12 protein-coding genes and 1 pseudogene are annotated in these 14,191 nt (G+C 68.8%); 7 read left to right on the top strand and 6 right to left on the bottom strand.

Annotation, left to right across the window (positions count from 1 at the left end):
• Nucleotides 1-617 precede the first annotated feature (617 nt).
• The gene (locus B3Z70_RS12615) at nt 618-1,043 is read left to right on the top strand and encodes a DUF2231 domain-containing protein (protein ID WP_292021995.1); all 426 of its coding nucleotides are present in this window, start codon (nt 618-620) and stop codon (nt 1,041-1,043) included.
• The gene (locus tag B3Z70_RS12610) at nt 1,040-2,347 is read left to right on the top strand and encodes a PQQ-dependent sugar dehydrogenase (RefSeq protein WP_292021997.1); all 1,308 of its coding nucleotides are present in this window, start codon (nt 1,040-1,042) and stop codon (nt 2,345-2,347) included. The genes B3Z70_RS12615 and B3Z70_RS12610 overlap by 4 nt, the downstream gene beginning before the upstream one ends.
• A 13-nt stretch (nt 2,348-2,360) precedes the next feature.
• On the opposite strand, the gene B3Z70_RS12605 is transcribed toward B3Z70_RS12610, so the two are convergent.
• From B3Z70_RS12605 to B3Z70_RS12585, 5 genes are all read right to left on the bottom strand, one after another.
• On the bottom strand, nt 2,361-2,753 hold the full coding sequence (locus B3Z70_RS12605; protein WP_292021999.1) for a hypothetical protein: 393 nt from the start codon (nt 2,751-2,753) through the stop codon (nt 2,361-2,363).
• A gap of 188 nt (nt 2,754-2,941) precedes the next feature.
• Nucleotides 2,942-3,694 (bottom strand): ligase-associated DNA damage response endonuclease PdeM, encoded by a 753-nt coding sequence (gene pdeM / locus B3Z70_RS12600; RefSeq protein WP_292022002.1) that lies wholly within the window; start codon nt 3,692-3,694, stop codon nt 2,942-2,944.
• Entirely contained in the window at nt 3,691-6,318 is a 2,628-nt protein-coding gene (locus tag B3Z70_RS12595) for a ligase-associated DNA damage response DEXH box helicase (protein ID WP_292022004.1), read from the bottom strand. The genes pdeM and B3Z70_RS12595 overlap by 4 nt, the downstream gene beginning before the upstream one ends.
• Nucleotides 6,315-6,731: a type II toxin-antitoxin system VapC family toxin gene (locus tag B3Z70_RS12590; protein ID WP_292022005.1), complete on the bottom strand. Its 417-nt coding sequence runs from the start codon at nt 6,729-6,731 to the stop codon at nt 6,315-6,317. The genes B3Z70_RS12595 and B3Z70_RS12590 overlap by 4 nt, the downstream gene beginning before the upstream one ends.
• Nucleotides 6,731-7,042, bottom strand: a complete 312-nt coding sequence (locus tag B3Z70_RS12585) for a type II toxin-antitoxin system Phd/YefM family antitoxin (RefSeq protein ID WP_292022007.1) — start codon at nt 7,040-7,042, stop codon at nt 6,731-6,733. Before B3Z70_RS12585 ends, B3Z70_RS12590 begins: the two co-directional genes overlap by 1 nt.
• Nucleotides 7,043-7,090: 48 nt before the next feature.
• Between B3Z70_RS12585 and B3Z70_RS12580 the strand changes: the two genes are divergently transcribed.
• From B3Z70_RS12580 to hisC, 5 genes are read left to right on the top strand one after another with little or no spacing between them, the layout of a single operon-like run.
• Nucleotides 7,091-9,958: an ATP-dependent DNA helicase gene (locus B3Z70_RS12580; protein ID WP_292022009.1), complete on the top strand. Its 2,868-nt coding sequence runs from the start codon at nt 7,091-7,093 to the stop codon at nt 9,956-9,958.
• Between the two features lie 3 nt (nt 9,959-9,961).
• Nucleotides 9,962-10,435 carry a Cys-tRNA(Pro) deacylase gene (gene ybaK, locus B3Z70_RS12575; protein ID WP_292022011.1) on the top strand — a complete coding sequence of 158 codons (474 nt, stop codon included), beginning with the start codon at nt 9,962-9,964 and terminating at the stop codon, nt 10,433-10,435.
• A gap of 48 nt (nt 10,436-10,483) precedes the next feature.
• Nucleotides 10,484-11,539 (top strand): DUF2125 domain-containing protein, encoded by a 1,056-nt coding sequence (locus B3Z70_RS12570; RefSeq protein ID WP_292045697.1) that lies wholly within the window; start codon nt 10,484-10,486, stop codon nt 11,537-11,539.
• A complete protein-coding gene (locus tag B3Z70_RS12565; RefSeq protein ID WP_292020825.1) occupies nt 11,539-12,225 on the top strand; it encodes a hypothetical protein in 687 nt (228 codons plus the stop codon). The genes B3Z70_RS12570 and B3Z70_RS12565 overlap by 1 nt, the downstream gene beginning before the upstream one ends.
• Before the next feature lie 13 nt (nt 12,226-12,238).
• Nucleotides 12,239-13,357, top strand: coding sequence for a histidinol-phosphate transaminase (hisC, locus tag B3Z70_RS12560; protein ID WP_292020827.1), 1,119 nt, complete (start codon nt 12,239-12,241; stop codon nt 13,355-13,357).
• Between the two features lie 21 nt (nt 13,358-13,378).
• Here the strand turns inward: hisC and B3Z70_RS12555 are convergent.
• Nucleotides 13,379-14,145: pseudogene (locus B3Z70_RS12555) on the bottom strand (MipA/OmpV family protein).
• Nucleotides 14,146-14,191: the final 46 nt, after the last annotated feature.

Below are 14,191 nucleotides of genomic sequence, written 5' to 3'. Positions count from 1 at the left end.
CAGGCAAGGCCTGGGGAGCATCCGTGATATCGTCGGCCGATGCGCCTGAAGCGAAAGACGACAGCACGGCGGCAGAGGCAGCTTTTGTGACGAAACGAAAACTCAACGTAATCCCCCTGTAACGAGCCCGAGGTAATGTTATAACGTACTAACATTGTCAACGTTGGGTCGGCGATCGTTGAACGTCCCGTCAAACGCTTTGGAATCGGCGTGGTCGATGTCCCACCATCGCAAGTGCATTTAACTGATGGACGGGTGACGGCAGACGCCAGGGATCGTTCGTGAGTGCTCAGATGAGCGAATCTCTGAGCCCATTTGGGCTGCGATTCTGGTAGTGTTTCTTGGTGGGTTTGAACTGACGGTCATTGCTTCGAACTCGTGCCGCTTGGTGACCATATGGTGACCAAGCGGCCGGGGTCGTTTGAGGCCGTATAAAAATCCACGCCTTGTCAGGAGGATAGAGCGACGGTCTGCGGCATAGAATTTCCTGTACTGGGACATCGAGCTGGAGCCATAAGGCCGCGCGCAGCGAAATGACGCATGGCCGGCTTCGGCGGGTCGGTGAACCATTTCGCGATCAGGCGGTTAGCCCATCCTGACACTGGGAGAGGGCAGGCATGAACACCCATGAGATTTCCGGGGCGGTGATCCGACCGCTGCACAGGCTGTTGCTGGCGTTTCCGATCGCCCTGTTCACCTTCGCCCTGTTCACCGACATCGCCTATCTGCGGTCGGCGGAGATGCAGTGGTCGAACTTCTCGGCCTGGTCGATCGCGCTGGCCCTGGTGTTCGGCGGCGTGGCGGGCGTCTTCTCCATTGTCGATCTGGTGCTTTCGTTGCGCCGGGGGCGGTCGAACTGGCGGATCGTTCATGTGGCGAGCCTGACCCTGGCCTGGATTCTGGGCCTGGTGAACGCCTTCAAACACAGCCAGGACGCCTGGAGCTCGGTCGGCGCCTTCGGTCTGATCCTGTCGCTTCTCTGCACGCTGCTGGTCCTGGTCGCCGGCTGGACCGCCTATGCCGATCGGGAGATCGTCCGATGAACAAGAACATCCTGGCCGCCAGCGCCGCGACCCTGGCCATGGCCCTGACCGTGGCGTCCTGCGGCTCCTCCAGCGATCCCAAGCTGAACCAGAAGGGCGCGACGCCCGACCTGCCCAGGGTCAACGAGACCCTGGTGCCGGCCATGAAGATCAGCCCGCCGGCGGCCTGGAACGGCGAGACCCCCACCGTGCCCGAAGGCTTCACCATCAGCGCCTTCGCCACCGATCTGAAGATTCCGCGCCAGATGCTGGTGCTGCCCAACGGCGACGTTCTGGTGGCCGAAGGACGCGGCGGCGGCGCGCCGGCTGTGCGGCCCAAGGACGTCATCGCGGGCGTCATCAAGAAACAGGGCAACACCAAGATCGACGGCGGCAACCGCATCACCCTGTTGCGCGACGCCAACAACGACGGCGTGCCGGAACTGCGCACCGTTCTGGTCGAGAACCTGAACGCCCCCTACGGTCTGGCCTGGGTGGACGGCTATCTCTACGTCGCCGAACAGGACGCCCTGGTCCGCTTCCCGTTCCAGCCGGGTCAGACCGGCATCGCCACCCCGCCCGAGCGGGTCACCGAACTGCCGTCGCGCCTGAACCACCACTGGACAAAGGCCATGACGGCCAGCGCCGACGGGACCAAGCTGTATGTCGGCATCGGCTCAAACTCCAACATCGGCGAACGCGGGCTGGAGGTCGAGGAGGAACGCGCCGTGGTGTGGGAGATCGACCGGGCGACCGGCGCGCGCCGCACCATCGCCACCGGCATCCGCAACCCCACCGCCCTGGCCATCGAGCCCGGCACCAGCCTGTTGTGGTCGGTGGTGAATGAGCGCGACGAACTGGGGCCGCAACTGGTGCCCGACTATCTGACCCAGGTGAAGGACGGCGCCTTCTACGGTTGGCCATACAGCTATTGGGGTCAGAACCTGGACCCGCGGGTGATGCCGCAGAAGCCGGATCTGGTGGCGCGCGCGATCAAGCCGGACTACGCCCTGGGTTCGCACGTGGCGGCGCTGGGGCTGGACTTCGCGCGCAACGGCGGTTTCGGCGGGCCGTTCGCCAACGGCGCCTTCATCGGCATGCACGGCAGTTGGAACCGTCAGGATCCGTCGGGCTACAAGGTCGTGTTCGTGCCCTTCAACAACGGCAGGCCCAGCGGCCAGCCGGTCGATTTCGCCACCGGCTTCCTGAAGGACGGCAAGGCGCGCGGCCGCCCGGTGGGCGTGTCCTTCGATCAGAACAAGCGCATCCTGCTGGTCGCCGACGATCTGTCCAACACCGTCTGGCGGATCGCGCCGCGCGGCTGAATCGAGGCCGCGATCAATCCAGGGCGGTTTGGGCCAGCGACGGTCCGGGCCGCCCGACCGCCATACGACGATGGCGCAGTCTACGGTCGGCGCGGGCCATCTGTCCGAACGTCAGATCCGGCGACCGGCGGAAGGCCTGCCTGATCTGCTCGATGCGGCCCGGCGCCCAGGCGGCCAGCACCCCGGTCGATCCCGCCAGGAAGTCGACGATGGAAACGCTGCGCCCCGTCAGCCCCTGCAGCAGTTCGGCGGCGAAGGCGGCTGCGACGACGAAAAGCGCAAGATCGTCGCGACGCTGGCGAGGGGCGATAAGGAACAGGCCGCTGGCCACGCCGTAGAAGGCGATCGCATGAGCGGTCTTGTCGTTCAGGCCGAACACCTGTTCCAGCCCCTGGAACGGACCCACATCAGCACCGCCATGCCCAGGCTGGCCATCACGAAGACCAGACGGGCGGCCATGACGATGCGGCGCGGCGTGAGCATGGTTGGCGAGGCGTCCCTGATGTTGATCCGCCGCTGTTCTGCGCCCGCCCCTGCAAAGACGCGGTGAAGCGTCGTGCTGAACGCTTTACGAACGGCCGGGGCCTCAGCGGTTCAGCGCAGCACGGACCAGGCCAGGGCGTGGACCCGGTCTCGCCCCAGCGCGGCGGCCAGGGGCGGGGTCGCGAACAGATCGGCGACCGCCGGATCGCGCACATTCAGTCCCCCGGTGAATGCCCCGAAGGCCGGCAGGACGATCCGGCGTCCGTCCGTGACGAAACAGGGCCGGCGCACGCCCCGACCATAGGCGGCGACGCGCGCGGCCGGATGCAGGTGCCCCGCGACCTCGCCATGGCGGTCGTCGTCGGCCGACAGCGGCTCCGGCTCGTGCGTCAGCCGCAGCGCGCCCAGGGTCATGTCGCCGACGATCCGGCCGGGCAGGCGGCTGACGCTCTCGGCGTCGCGCTTCAGGGCCTCGCGGTCGTGATTGCCCTCCAGCCACAGCCAGTCGCGCCCGGCCGCCAGCCGATCCAGCCGCGCCCGATCCTCGGCCGCCATGCGCGGAACCGCCTTGGTGTCGTGAAAACTGTCGCCCAGCAGGACGACCCGGTCGGGTGCCAGATCCTCGATCTCGGCCTCCAGCCGATCCAGGGTCGCGCGGCTGTCATAGGGGGGCAGCATCTGGCCGCGCACGGCGAAGGCCGACCCCTTTTCCAGGTGCAGGTCGGCGGCGATCAGGGTGTGGTGGGCCGGAACCCACATCGCCCCCGAACATCGCAGCACGCACACTTCGCCCGCGACCCGCACGCTCAGCGACCCGCAGGTCCGGCGCGCCGGGGCCAGGGTCTGGCGCAGGGCCGCGTTCATGATGCCGCCGCGCCCGTGACGGCGCCCGGTTCGTCGTCGTCCAAGACTTCGGCGATCAGCATTTCGGCGCTTTCGTCCAGGATCATTTCGGCGGCGTCCCCGCCCACCCGCTCGCGCCCGATCTGGACCAGCACCGGCACGCAGAAGGGCGACGGGCGCGTCAGGGGCTGATGGCGGATTCGCCCCTCGATCCGCGCCAGCATCTGGCCCAGACGCGACACGTCCAGCAGGCCGGACGCCGCATCGGCGCGGGCGGTCTTCAGCAGCAGATGGTCGGGTTGATGGCGGCGCAGCACGTCGTAGATCAGATCGGTGGAGAAGGTCACCTGCCGGCCGGTCTTCTCGGCGCCGGGCTGGCGACGCTCGATCAAGCCCGAGATCAGGGCGCAATTGCGGAAGGACCGCTTCATCATGAAGCTTTCCTCCAGCCAGGCCTCCAGATCGTCGCCCAGCATGTCCGGCTGGAACAGGGCGTCCAGGTCGATCCCGTCCATCGGTCGGATCGACCATATGGCCAGCGAATAGTCGGTGACGACGAACCCCAGCGGCCCGACGCCCAGCCGGTCCAGCCGCCGGGTCAGCAGCATGCACAAGGTCGTGTGGGCCAGATTGCCCTCGAACGGATAGGCGACCAGGAAATGCCGACTGCCGCGCGGGAAGGTCTCGACCAGCATGGATTCGGCGTCGGGAATGACCGAGCGTGCCTCCTGCAGCTCCAGCCATTCCTGCACGTCGGGCGGCAGGACGCGCCAGTGGTCGCGGTCTTGCACCATGTCGCGCACCCGGTCGGCCAGGGAGGTGGACAGCGGGAACTTCGACCCGCCCCAGGACGGGATCTTGGGGTCCTTGTCATTGGCGTGGGTGACCAGGGCGTCGGTTCCGGTAATGCCCTGAAACGCCCAGATCTGGCCGGCGAACTGGAAGGTGTCGCCGGGCGTCAGCTGTTCGAAATACCACTCCTCGGCCTCGCCCACCTTGCGCCCGCCGATCAGTTGGCGAGAGGCCCCGCCTCGGCGGCTGGCGACGCGGACGTTCAGGGTTCCGGCCGAGACGATGGCGCCGACATTCATGCGATGGCGCTGGGCGATCTGCTGGTTTCGCACCTTCCAGCGCCCGTCTTGGGTCCGCACGATGCGGGCGAAGCGGTCATAGGTTCGAAGCGCATATCCGCCGGTGGCGACGAAATCGACCACCTCCTCGAACTGCTCCCACGTCAGGTCGCGATAGGGGCCGCAGCCGATGATCTCGTCATACAGGGCCTGCATGTCGAAGGGTTCGGAACAGGCGACCCCCATGACGTGCTGGGCCAGGGTGTCCAGGGTGCCGATGTGGATCGGTTCCCAGTCGAAGGCGTTGGCGGCGACGGCCTCTCGCGCCGCCTGGCATTCCAGCATCTCGAACCGGCTGGCGGGCACCAGCAGGGCGCGCGACGGCTCGTCCAGCCGGTGGTTGGCCCGACCGATGCGCTGGACCAGACGGCTTGACCCCTTGGGCGCCGCCATCTGGATGACCAGATCCACGTCGCCCCAGTCGATGCCGAGGTCCAGGGTGGAGGTGCAGACGACCGCCCGCAGGTCGCCCCGCGCCATGGCCGCCTCGATCTTGCGGCGTTGCTCCGCCGCCAGGGAGCCGTGGTGCAGGCCGATGGGCAGGTCGTCGTCGTTGATCGCCCACAGCTGCTGGAACACGAACTCCGACTGCCAGCGGGTGTTGACGAAGATCAGGGCCAGGGTCGAGCGCTGGATGGCGGCGTAGACTTCGGGAATGGCGTGCTGGCCCGTATGACCCGCCCACGGCACCTTGCCCTCGGAGATCAGCACGTCGATGACGGCCGGCGCGCCGGGGTCGCCGCGCACGAGAGTCACCGCGTCAAGAGCCCCTTCATCGCCTTCGACGGTCCTCCTCCCCCTTGCATGGGGAGGAGACAGGTCGGCCAGCGTCCCCTCCCCGCCTTGCGGGGAGGGGGACCGCGAAGCGGTGGAGGGGTTCTTTGCATCCGCATCGCCCGGCGCCAGCCACTCCCGGATCAGATCGGGGTCTTCGATGGTCGCGCTCAGCCCCACCCGCCGCATCTGGGGGGCAAAACTCTGCAACCGGCCCAGGCCCAGCGACAGCAGATCGCCCCGTTTGCCGCTCCAGATCGCGTGCACCTCGTCCAGCACCACGCATTTCAGATCGGCGAAATAGGCCCGTGCGCCCTCCCAGGCGCAGAACAGGGCCAACTGCTCGGGCGTGGTCAGCAGGATGTCGGGCGGGAAGTCCCGCTGGCGCTGGCGCTTGGACTGCTTCGTGTCGCCCGTGCGCGTCTCGACATGGATGTTCAGCCCGATCTCGCGGATCGGCGTCATCAGATTGCGCTCGACGTCGGTCGTCAGGGCCTTCAGCGGCGACAGATAAAGCGTATGCACCCCCGACCCCGGCCCTGTCTGCGGCCTGGGGCCACGCTCGGCCAGATCGATCAGACTGGGCAGAAACCCCGCCAGCGTCTTGCCCCCGCCTGTCGGCGCGACCAGCAGGGCGTGCCGGCCCGCTTCACCCGCCGCGACCATCTCCAGCTGATGCCGCCGGGGCGACCAACCGCGCGACGCGAACCAGTCGGCGAACAGGGGCGGAAGGGCCGTCATTCGCTCCACGGCGAGAGCAGACGACAGCCGCTATGTTCGAAGTGGCGAAGATTTCGGGTGACCAGCGTCAGCCCGTGAACGTGAGCCGTCGCCGCGATCAACTCGTCCGTCATTTCCGACGGACGCCCAAGGGCGCGGGCGGTTTCCGCCAAGGCGGCCCAACGCTCGATGACCTCCAGATCGACCGGCAGAATGCGGGCATCATACCGTAAGACGAGATCCGTCAGCCAATAGTCCAGATCGTCACGCCGCCGCCCCGGCTCCAATCGCACGATACCGCGTCGAAGCTCGCCTACGGTGATGGCGCTGAGGTGCAGGTCCGAAAGCAGTTGATCCGCCAGCCACGCAACCACTCCAGCATCGGGACGGGCGCGCTTGGGTTCGCTGATGACGTTGGTGTCGAGCAGGAACATCAGAAAGGATCAATCTCCCTCGCCGGTCGGCGGTCGCGTTCCAAATCGACGCCGTCCAGAGATGGACCGTTCAGCAGCCAATCCTTGAAATCGCGCGACGCTCGGGGGTCTTTCAGGCGTCGGAAATCCTCCGCGGAGATCACCACCGCAGCGGCCTCGCCATGCAGGGAAATCTCCTGTGGGCCTTCAGTGCGGGATTTTCGGATGACTTCGGAGAAGTTGTCCTTGGCTTTCGCTACGCTCCAATTCATCGCTGCGTCTCCGGTCTGGCTATTATTTATGGCCATACTCGCGGATAGCGTTTGGATCAATGAAATGTTCCCGTTCCGTTTCAGCCCCAGGGTCGCTATCTATCGGACGTGGCCGACGAATCCGTCATCGCTGAAACCCGCCTGACCGGCGCCGAGCTGTGGGCGGGGCTGCCGTCGGCTCTGGCCACGCCGCCGGGCGCGGGGGCGGTGTGCGACGATGCGGGGGTCAGGAAGATCGGGCGCGGCGCGGCAGAAGGGGTGTTCACGACCGGGGCTGTGATGGTGGCCCATGCGTCGCTGACGGCGCGGCGGCTGGGGCTGACGCCGCCGCCCCGGTCGCCGGACCTGATGGATGTGCTGGAGCTTTACGCCTTCGTGCGGCCGGCGCGGTTCTGCGCGCCGTCGCCGACGGGATTGGCCCTGGCGCTGGGGCTGGCCGAGCCGAAGTCGGTGGAGGAACAGGCGGCGGCGCTGCGCGAGGCGGCGGGTCTACTGCTGCGCGAACTGGCTGAACCGGCCTATCCCGAGCGGGAGGCGGCCTATGGGCTGGCCCTGACGATGCAGCGCGCGAACTGGGCCTGGGGCGCGCGGGTGGTGCAGGCGCTGGAGGCGGGCGGGGTGCGGGCGCGCCAGCATCGCGGGTCCGGGATGGATGTATGGTCGCGCCTGACCGAATGGGAGGACGAGGCGCCGCGCGGCGAGGCCGGATCGGCTCCGGTCGACAGCGAGAGCGCGCGCATCCGGCTGGAGAAGCTGCTGCAGGCCTCGGGTCTGGACGAGACACGGCCCAGCCAGTCCGACTACGCCGCCGAGGCCGCCTTCGCCTTTTCGCCACGCAACGAGGAGGGGCGGCCCCGCGTCCTGCTGGCCGAGGCGGGGACCGGCACCGGCAAGACCCTGGGCTATCTGGCGCCCGCCTCCCTGTGGGCCGAGCGGAACCAGGGGGCGGCGTGGATCTCGACCTATACCCGCGCCCTGCAGCGCCAGATCGACCGCGAGAGCCATTCGCTGTGGCCCGATCCGGCCGAGCGCAAGAAGAAGGCGGTGATCCGCAAGGGGCGCGAAAACTATCTGTGCGTCCTCAATCTGCAGGACATGGTCCAGGCGGCCCAGTTGGGGAACGGCGACCTGATCGGTCTGGCGTTGGTGGGGCGCTGGGCGCTGCATACGCGCGACGGCGACATGACGGGCGGGGATTTTCCCGGCTGGCTGCCTGGCCTGTTCGCCCTGCCGGCGGCCCATGCGGCGGGGGCGGCCAATCTGGTGGATCGGCGGGGCGAGTGCGTCCACGCCGCCTGCCCGCATTACCGCACCTGTTTCGTGGAGAAGACCATCCGGGCCAGCCGCCGCGCGGATCTGGTCATCGCCAACCACGCCCTGGTCCTGACGCAGGCGGCGTTCGACGGGGCGCGGTCGGCGCGGGGCCAGAAACAGGACGGCGAGACGGCGGCTCTGAAGCGGATCGTCTTCGACGAGGGCCACCACCTGTTCGACGCCGCCGACAGCGCCTTTTCCGCCTGCCTGTCGGGCCAGGAGGCGGCCGAGCTGCGCCGCTGGATCAGAGGGCCGGAGGGGCGGGGGCGGCGCGGGCGCGGGCTGGAGCAGCGCCTGGGCGACATGGTCGATGACAATGAGGCGGCCCTGAAGGCGCTGCAGGACGCCATCCGCGCCTCGGCCGCCCTGCCGGGCGAAGGGGTTTCGGGCCGGGTCGCCCCGGCCTCGGGCGAGGTCAATCCCATCGGTCCGATCGAGGCCTTCCTGGCCGCCGCCCTGGACCAACTTCGGGCGCGCACGGCCGAGACCAACAGCAATGGCGGATTCGGGGGCGGCCCCGAGTTCGGCATGGAGTGCGCGCTGAAGCCGGTGACCGATCCTGTGGCGGAGACCGCGCGTGCGGCGGCCCAGGCCCTGGCCGCCATCGAGGCGCCGCTTCTGGCGCTGTCGCGGCATCTGGAAGACATTCTGGACGACGAGGCCGCCGAACTGGACGGGTCGCAGCGATCCCGCATCGAGGGGGCCTTGCGCGGGCTGGATCGCCGCGCGCGCATGACCCTGCCGGGCTGGCGGTCGATGCTGGCGGCGCTGGAGGACGGCGGCGATCAGCCCGATCCCGATTTCGTCGACTGGCTGTCGGCCGAGACCGCGTTCGGCCGCATTCACGACGTGGCGCTGCGCCGTCACTGGATCGACCCGACCGTGCCGCTGGAGGCCGCGGTGATCGTGCCGTCGCACGGGGTGCTGGTCACGTCCGCCACCCTGTCCGACCCGTTGCAGGAAGACCCGTTCGACCTGGCGCGGCTGCGGACAGGCTCGGCGCGGCTGATCGAACCGCCGCGCACGCTGAAGGTCGAAAGTCCGTTCGACTATGCCGCCAACAGCCGGGTCATCGTCGTCAACGACCTGGTCAAGGACGATCCGCGCCAGACGGCGGCGGCGATGCGCGAACTGTTCCTGGCGGCGGGCGGCGGGGGGCTGGGGCTGTTCACCGCCATTCGTCGGCTGAAGGCGGTCTATGAGCGGCTGGGGCCGGACCTGGCCCGGTCGGGCGTGCCGCTCTACGCCCAGCACGTCGATCCGCTGGAGGTCGGGGCGCTGGTCGACATGTTCCGGGTGGAAGAGAACTCATGCCTTCTGGGCACCGACGCCGTGCGCGACGGGGTGGACGTGCCGGGGCGGTCCCTGCGCGTCCTGGCCTTCGACCGCGTGCCGTGGCCGCGCCCGGATCTGCTGCACAAGGCGCGGCGTGAAAGGCTGGGCGGAAAAGGCTATGACGACGCGCTGGCCCGCGCCCGCATCGCCCAGGCGTTCGGCCGCCTGATCCGGCGCGGCGACGACAAGGGGGTGTTCCTGATGCTGGACGCCGCCACCCCCACCCGCCTGTTCGCCAGCCTGCCGCCGGGAACCGAGGTCCAGCGCATGGGGCTGGCCGATGCGGTCGAGCTGACCCGCAGTTTCCTGAACCCCGAGCCGGCCTGAGCCATGTCCAAGACCACGCCCGCGACCGTCGCCCTGACCAAGGCCGGCGTCGCCTTCCTCCTGCACCCCTACGACTACGATCCCGACGCGCCGCGCACGGGATTGCAGGCGGCCGAAGCCCTGGGCTGGGCGCCGGAGCAGGTGTTCAAGACCCTGATGACGCTGGTGGACGGCGCGCCCGCCTGCGTCGTCGTTCCCTCCGACTGCGAGGTCAGCATGAAGAAGCTGGCGGCCGTCTTCGCCGCCAAGTCGGCCCAGATGATGAAGCCCGCCGACGCCGAACGGCTGACCGGCTTCAAGGTCGGCGGGGTCAGCCCGTTCGGTCAGCGAAAGGCCGTCAGGACCGCCCTGGACGAGACGGCGATCCTGTTCGACCGCATCCTGATCAACGCCGGCCAACGCGGCCTGCTGCTGGAGATCGCGCCAGAGGACGCCCGGCGCGCGGCCGACGCCGTACTGGCCGATCTGACCGCCTAGAAACCCGTCGCCCGACTGCGGTATAGGACGACGAACGCCGGAGCCTGCATGACCGAAACCCCGCCTGCGAGACACAGTCGCAAGGGCCTGTATGCGCCCTTCATCCTGGTGCTGATCGTCCTGGCGGGCTGGACCGGCTGGTGGTTCTATCTGACACGCCAGATCGACACGCGGCTGGAGGCCCAGGTCCAGACCCTGCGCCAGGGCGGCTGGACCGTGCGTTACGACGACAAGACCATCACCGGCTGGCCGTTCCGCACCCATGTCGTGCTGGATCACCTGGTGATCGGCATGCCGTCGGGCCACGCTCTGGCCGCGCCCGAACTGACGGCCGAGGCTAACGCCTATCAGCCGACCAAATGGGTGGTGGTGGCGCCGCAGGGGCTGGTCCTGACCCGCGCCGGCAAGGGCGAGGTGGCGGTCAAGGGCGACGCCATCCGCATGAGCGCCAGCGGCATCGACCAGCGCTGGCCCAATCTGGCGCTGGAGATGGTCAATCCGATCTTCACGACCCAGACCGGCGCCGAACCCTTCCCCATCGCCCGCGCCGAACGGATCGAGCTTTACGCCCGCCCGCATCTGGAGGGTTCGACCCTGCCGGCCGACGACGTCGATGTGATGTTCCGTCTGGTCGGCGGTCAGGGCCGCGCCGACGGTCCGGTCGAGGGCTTCGCCCAGGACGGCTATCTGACGACCCAGCTGGAGGCCGTGATCGGCCGGGCCAGCCTGTTGAAGACCGGCGGGGACGCCGCCGGCGTCTTTTCCGCCTGGACCAGGGCCGGCGGCGCCTTCCGCGACGTGCGCGGCGATCTTCAGGCGGGCGACAGCCGCGCCACCCTGACCAGCGACCTGCTGAAGGCCGACGCGAACGGCCGGCTGACAGGCCAGGTGGAACTGCAGGCGCAAAAGCCGTTGCCGGCCCTGTCCGGCCTGATGGCGACGCGCCAGGGGCCGGTCAATCGCATCGGCGCGGCGGGGGCCGCCGCCGCCGCCGGCGCGGCCCAGGCGACGGGACAGGAGCAACTGCCGCTGACGCTGGTGTTCCGCGACGGACGAACCTGGCTGGGGCCCTTCCCCCTGGCCCCGGCGCCGAAGCTGTTCTGATGACCCTGCTGGACGAACCGCAAATGGACCAGGACCTGCTGGCGCTGGATCAGGCGGTGGTCCGCGCCGTGGCCGCGCGCATCGCGGCCGGACCGCGCGACCGCCTGGATGCGTCCGCCATCGCCCTGCGCGCCCTGCTGGACGGTCTGTCGCCGGTCGAGGCCGCCGTCATCAAGACGGTCTGGGGCCGGCTGGAGGCGGCGACCGGCCCTGCCCTGGTCGCCAGCGGCGGCGTGGCCCAGGCCCTGGCGACGGATCGGTTCGGCCTGGGCATCCGCCCCTTGTCGGCCGAGGACGCGCTGAAGGCGGCCGATTCGGGATCGCGCGCCGTGATCGACCTGTCGTCCGATCGCCCGTGGTGGGGACGGCTGCTGGCGCGGCCGGAGCTTCGCATCGTCGCCGCCCTGCCCGACGACCGGCGCGGCCGGCCCCAGGCGTTCGTCGTGGCCAGGGAGCCGTCCGGTCCCAGCGGCGACGACCGCAGCTTCTGGGTCACCGACAGCGGCTGGTCCGAGACCAAGATCGTGGACGCCCTGGGCGCGGCGGGGCTGATCGCCGACCCCCTGGCGGCGGCGGGCGGGTTGAAGCTGTTCGTGTTGACGGGTTATGTGCAGGCCGACGACGGGCGGCTGAAGACCGCGCCCGGCCGGTTGAGCGGCGTCATCGGCGCCGCCCCCCTCTATTAGTTCAAGGCTTTTCATGACCGACGCGACCGCGACTCCAGGCCCCGCGCTCCAAGGCCCTGCGCCCAAGCCCGGCATCCTCGACATCGCCCCCTATGTCGGCGGCAAGTCGTCCATCGCGGGCGTGGCCGAGCCGATGAAGCTGTCGTCCAACGAGAACATGCTGGGCGCCGGCGAAAAGGCGCGGGCGGCCTATGAGGCGGCAGTTCGCAACATCCACGTCTATCCCGACGGCCGGGCGACCAAGCTGCGCGACGCCGTCGCCGAACTGCACGGGCTGGAGCCCGAGCGGCTGATCTTCGGCAACGGCTCGGACGAAGTGTTCGCCCTGTTGAACCAGACCTATCTGACGGCGGGCGACAATATCGTCTGCGGCCAGTACGGCTTCCTGGCCTACCGCATCAGCGCTCTGGGCTGCGAAGCTCAGGTCAAGCTGGCGCCCGAACCGAACTTCAAGGCCGAGGTCGACGCCCTCTTGGCCCAGGTCGATGACCGCACCAGGATCGTCTACGTCTCCAATCCGTCGAATCCGACCGGCAGCTACAACACGGGCGAGGAAATCCGCCGCCTGCACGCCGCCCTGCCGTCGCGTGTCATTCTGGTCGTGGACGAGGCCTATGCGGAATATGTGACCGAGGCGGACTGGGAGACGTCCTTCCCGCTGGCCAAGGAGGCGTCGAACATCGTCGTCACCCGCACCTTCTCCAAAATCCACGGACTGGGGGGCCTGCGCATCGGCTTCGGCTATGCGCCGGTCGCGGTGGCCGAGGCCATCGACCGCATCCGCCTGCCGTTCAACGTCTCGGTTCCGGGGCTCGAGGCGGCGACGGCCGCCCTGTCGGACACCGCGCATCAGGAGGCGTCGCGTGATCTGGTCACGACGTGGAAGCCGCGCCTGACCCAGGCCCTGCGCGGCTTTGGCCTGGAGGTCCTGCCCAGCGCCGGAAACTTCGTGCTGGTGCTGTTCGACGACGCCGAGCGCGCCGCCGCCGCCAACGACTATCTGAACAGCAAGGGCGTCATCGTCCGCCCGGTCGGCGGATACGGCCTACCCCAGGCCCTGCGTATCACCATCGGCACCGAAGACCAGAACCGCGCCGTGATCGACGCCCTGAGCGAGTTCGCGGCGACCTGACCGGTCGCCGCCTTTTCGTCGTCAGCCGCCGAAGCGACGGGCGATGAAGACGCCCGTGCGGATGGCGTCGTCATTCCTGGACAGAAGGCTGTCGGCGACGTCGCCCAGACGGCGTTCATAGTTCAGCAGGCCGCCCGCGCCCCATTTGTCGCCGATCGGAACGAGCAGGACCAGACTGGCGCCGGCGCCTTGCAGGCCGCCGCCCGGCGAATAGGCGCGATGCCGTTGGCCGTCGCTTCGGACGCGCTTACGCCATAATAGGCGTCGGCCAGCTTGGCGTCGCCGCCGCGCACATAGACCGAGGCGTTCAGAAGACCGACCGGCGTGACCCGCTGATGGCCGACGGAGGCGTAGTATTCCGTGCCTTCGCTGACGTCGCTGATGTCGCGGCTGATGCGGCCGCCGACGACGACGTTGCCCGGCAGGCGTTTGAAGGCGTAGGCGGCCAGATCGGCGCCGAAGCCCGGACGGTCCAGCGCCAGCCCTTCGATATCATCGGCCGAGAAGCGCGGGCGAACCTGAACCCCGGCGCGGAAATCGTCGGTCTTGACCACGTTCCAGCCCAGACCATCGATCGGCGTCAGATAGACGATGTCGCGATAATTGGCCGAGATCCAGGGCGCGACCGTCGTCTTGGAACCGGTGTCGCCATTGCTGTCGTTACGATACAGCACCCCGGCCCCCAGATCTACGGTCCAGCCCTCGGCGGCGGGCCGGACCTGTTCGTAAGGCTGCGACTGGGCGAAGGCGGAACCGGCGAAGGCCGTTGCGGCGATGGCGGCCGTCATGGCCAGGAAGCGCAGGGACATGGATGTTCCTCGAATGGGATTCAGG

Origin of the sequence: Brevundimonas sp. UBA6550 (assembly GCF_002434505.1) — a bacterium.
Lineage (GTDB): Bacteria > Pseudomonadota > Alphaproteobacteria > Caulobacterales > Caulobacteraceae > Brevundimonas.
The sequence above is the reverse complement of the archived record's forward strand: the minus strand, read 5'-3'. Positions and strand labels throughout refer to the sequence as shown.

Coding starts and splice junctions, on each gene's coding strand:
- B3Z70_RS12615 (WP_292021995.1), top strand. CDS start 618: ATGAACACCCATGAGATTTCCGGGGCGGTGATCCGACCGCTGCACAGG.
- B3Z70_RS12610 (WP_292021997.1), top strand. CDS start 1,040: ATGAACAAGAACATCCTGGCCGCCAGCGCCGCGACCCTGGCCATGGCC.
- pdeM (WP_292022002.1), bottom strand. CDS start 3,694: ATGAACGCGGCCCTGCGCCAGACCCTGGCCCCGGCGCGCCGGACCTGC.
- B3Z70_RS12595 (WP_292022004.1), bottom strand. CDS start 6,318: ATGACGGCCCTTCCGCCCCTGTTCGCCGACTGGTTCGCGTCGCGCGGT.
- B3Z70_RS12590 (WP_292022005.1), bottom strand. CDS start 6,731: ATGTTCCTGCTCGACACCAACGTCATCAGCGAACCCAAGCGCGCCCGT.
- ybaK (WP_292022011.1), top strand. CDS start 9,962: ATGTCCAAGACCACGCCCGCGACCGTCGCCCTGACCAAGGCCGGCGTC.
- B3Z70_RS12570 (WP_292045697.1), top strand. CDS start 10,484: ATGACCGAAACCCCGCCTGCGAGACACAGTCGCAAGGGCCTGTATGCG.
- B3Z70_RS12565 (WP_292020825.1), top strand. CDS start 11,539: ATGACCCTGCTGGACGAACCGCAAATGGACCAGGACCTGCTGGCGCTG.
- hisC (WP_292020827.1), top strand. CDS start 12,239: ATGACCGACGCGACCGCGACTCCAGGCCCCGCGCTCCAAGGCCCTGCG.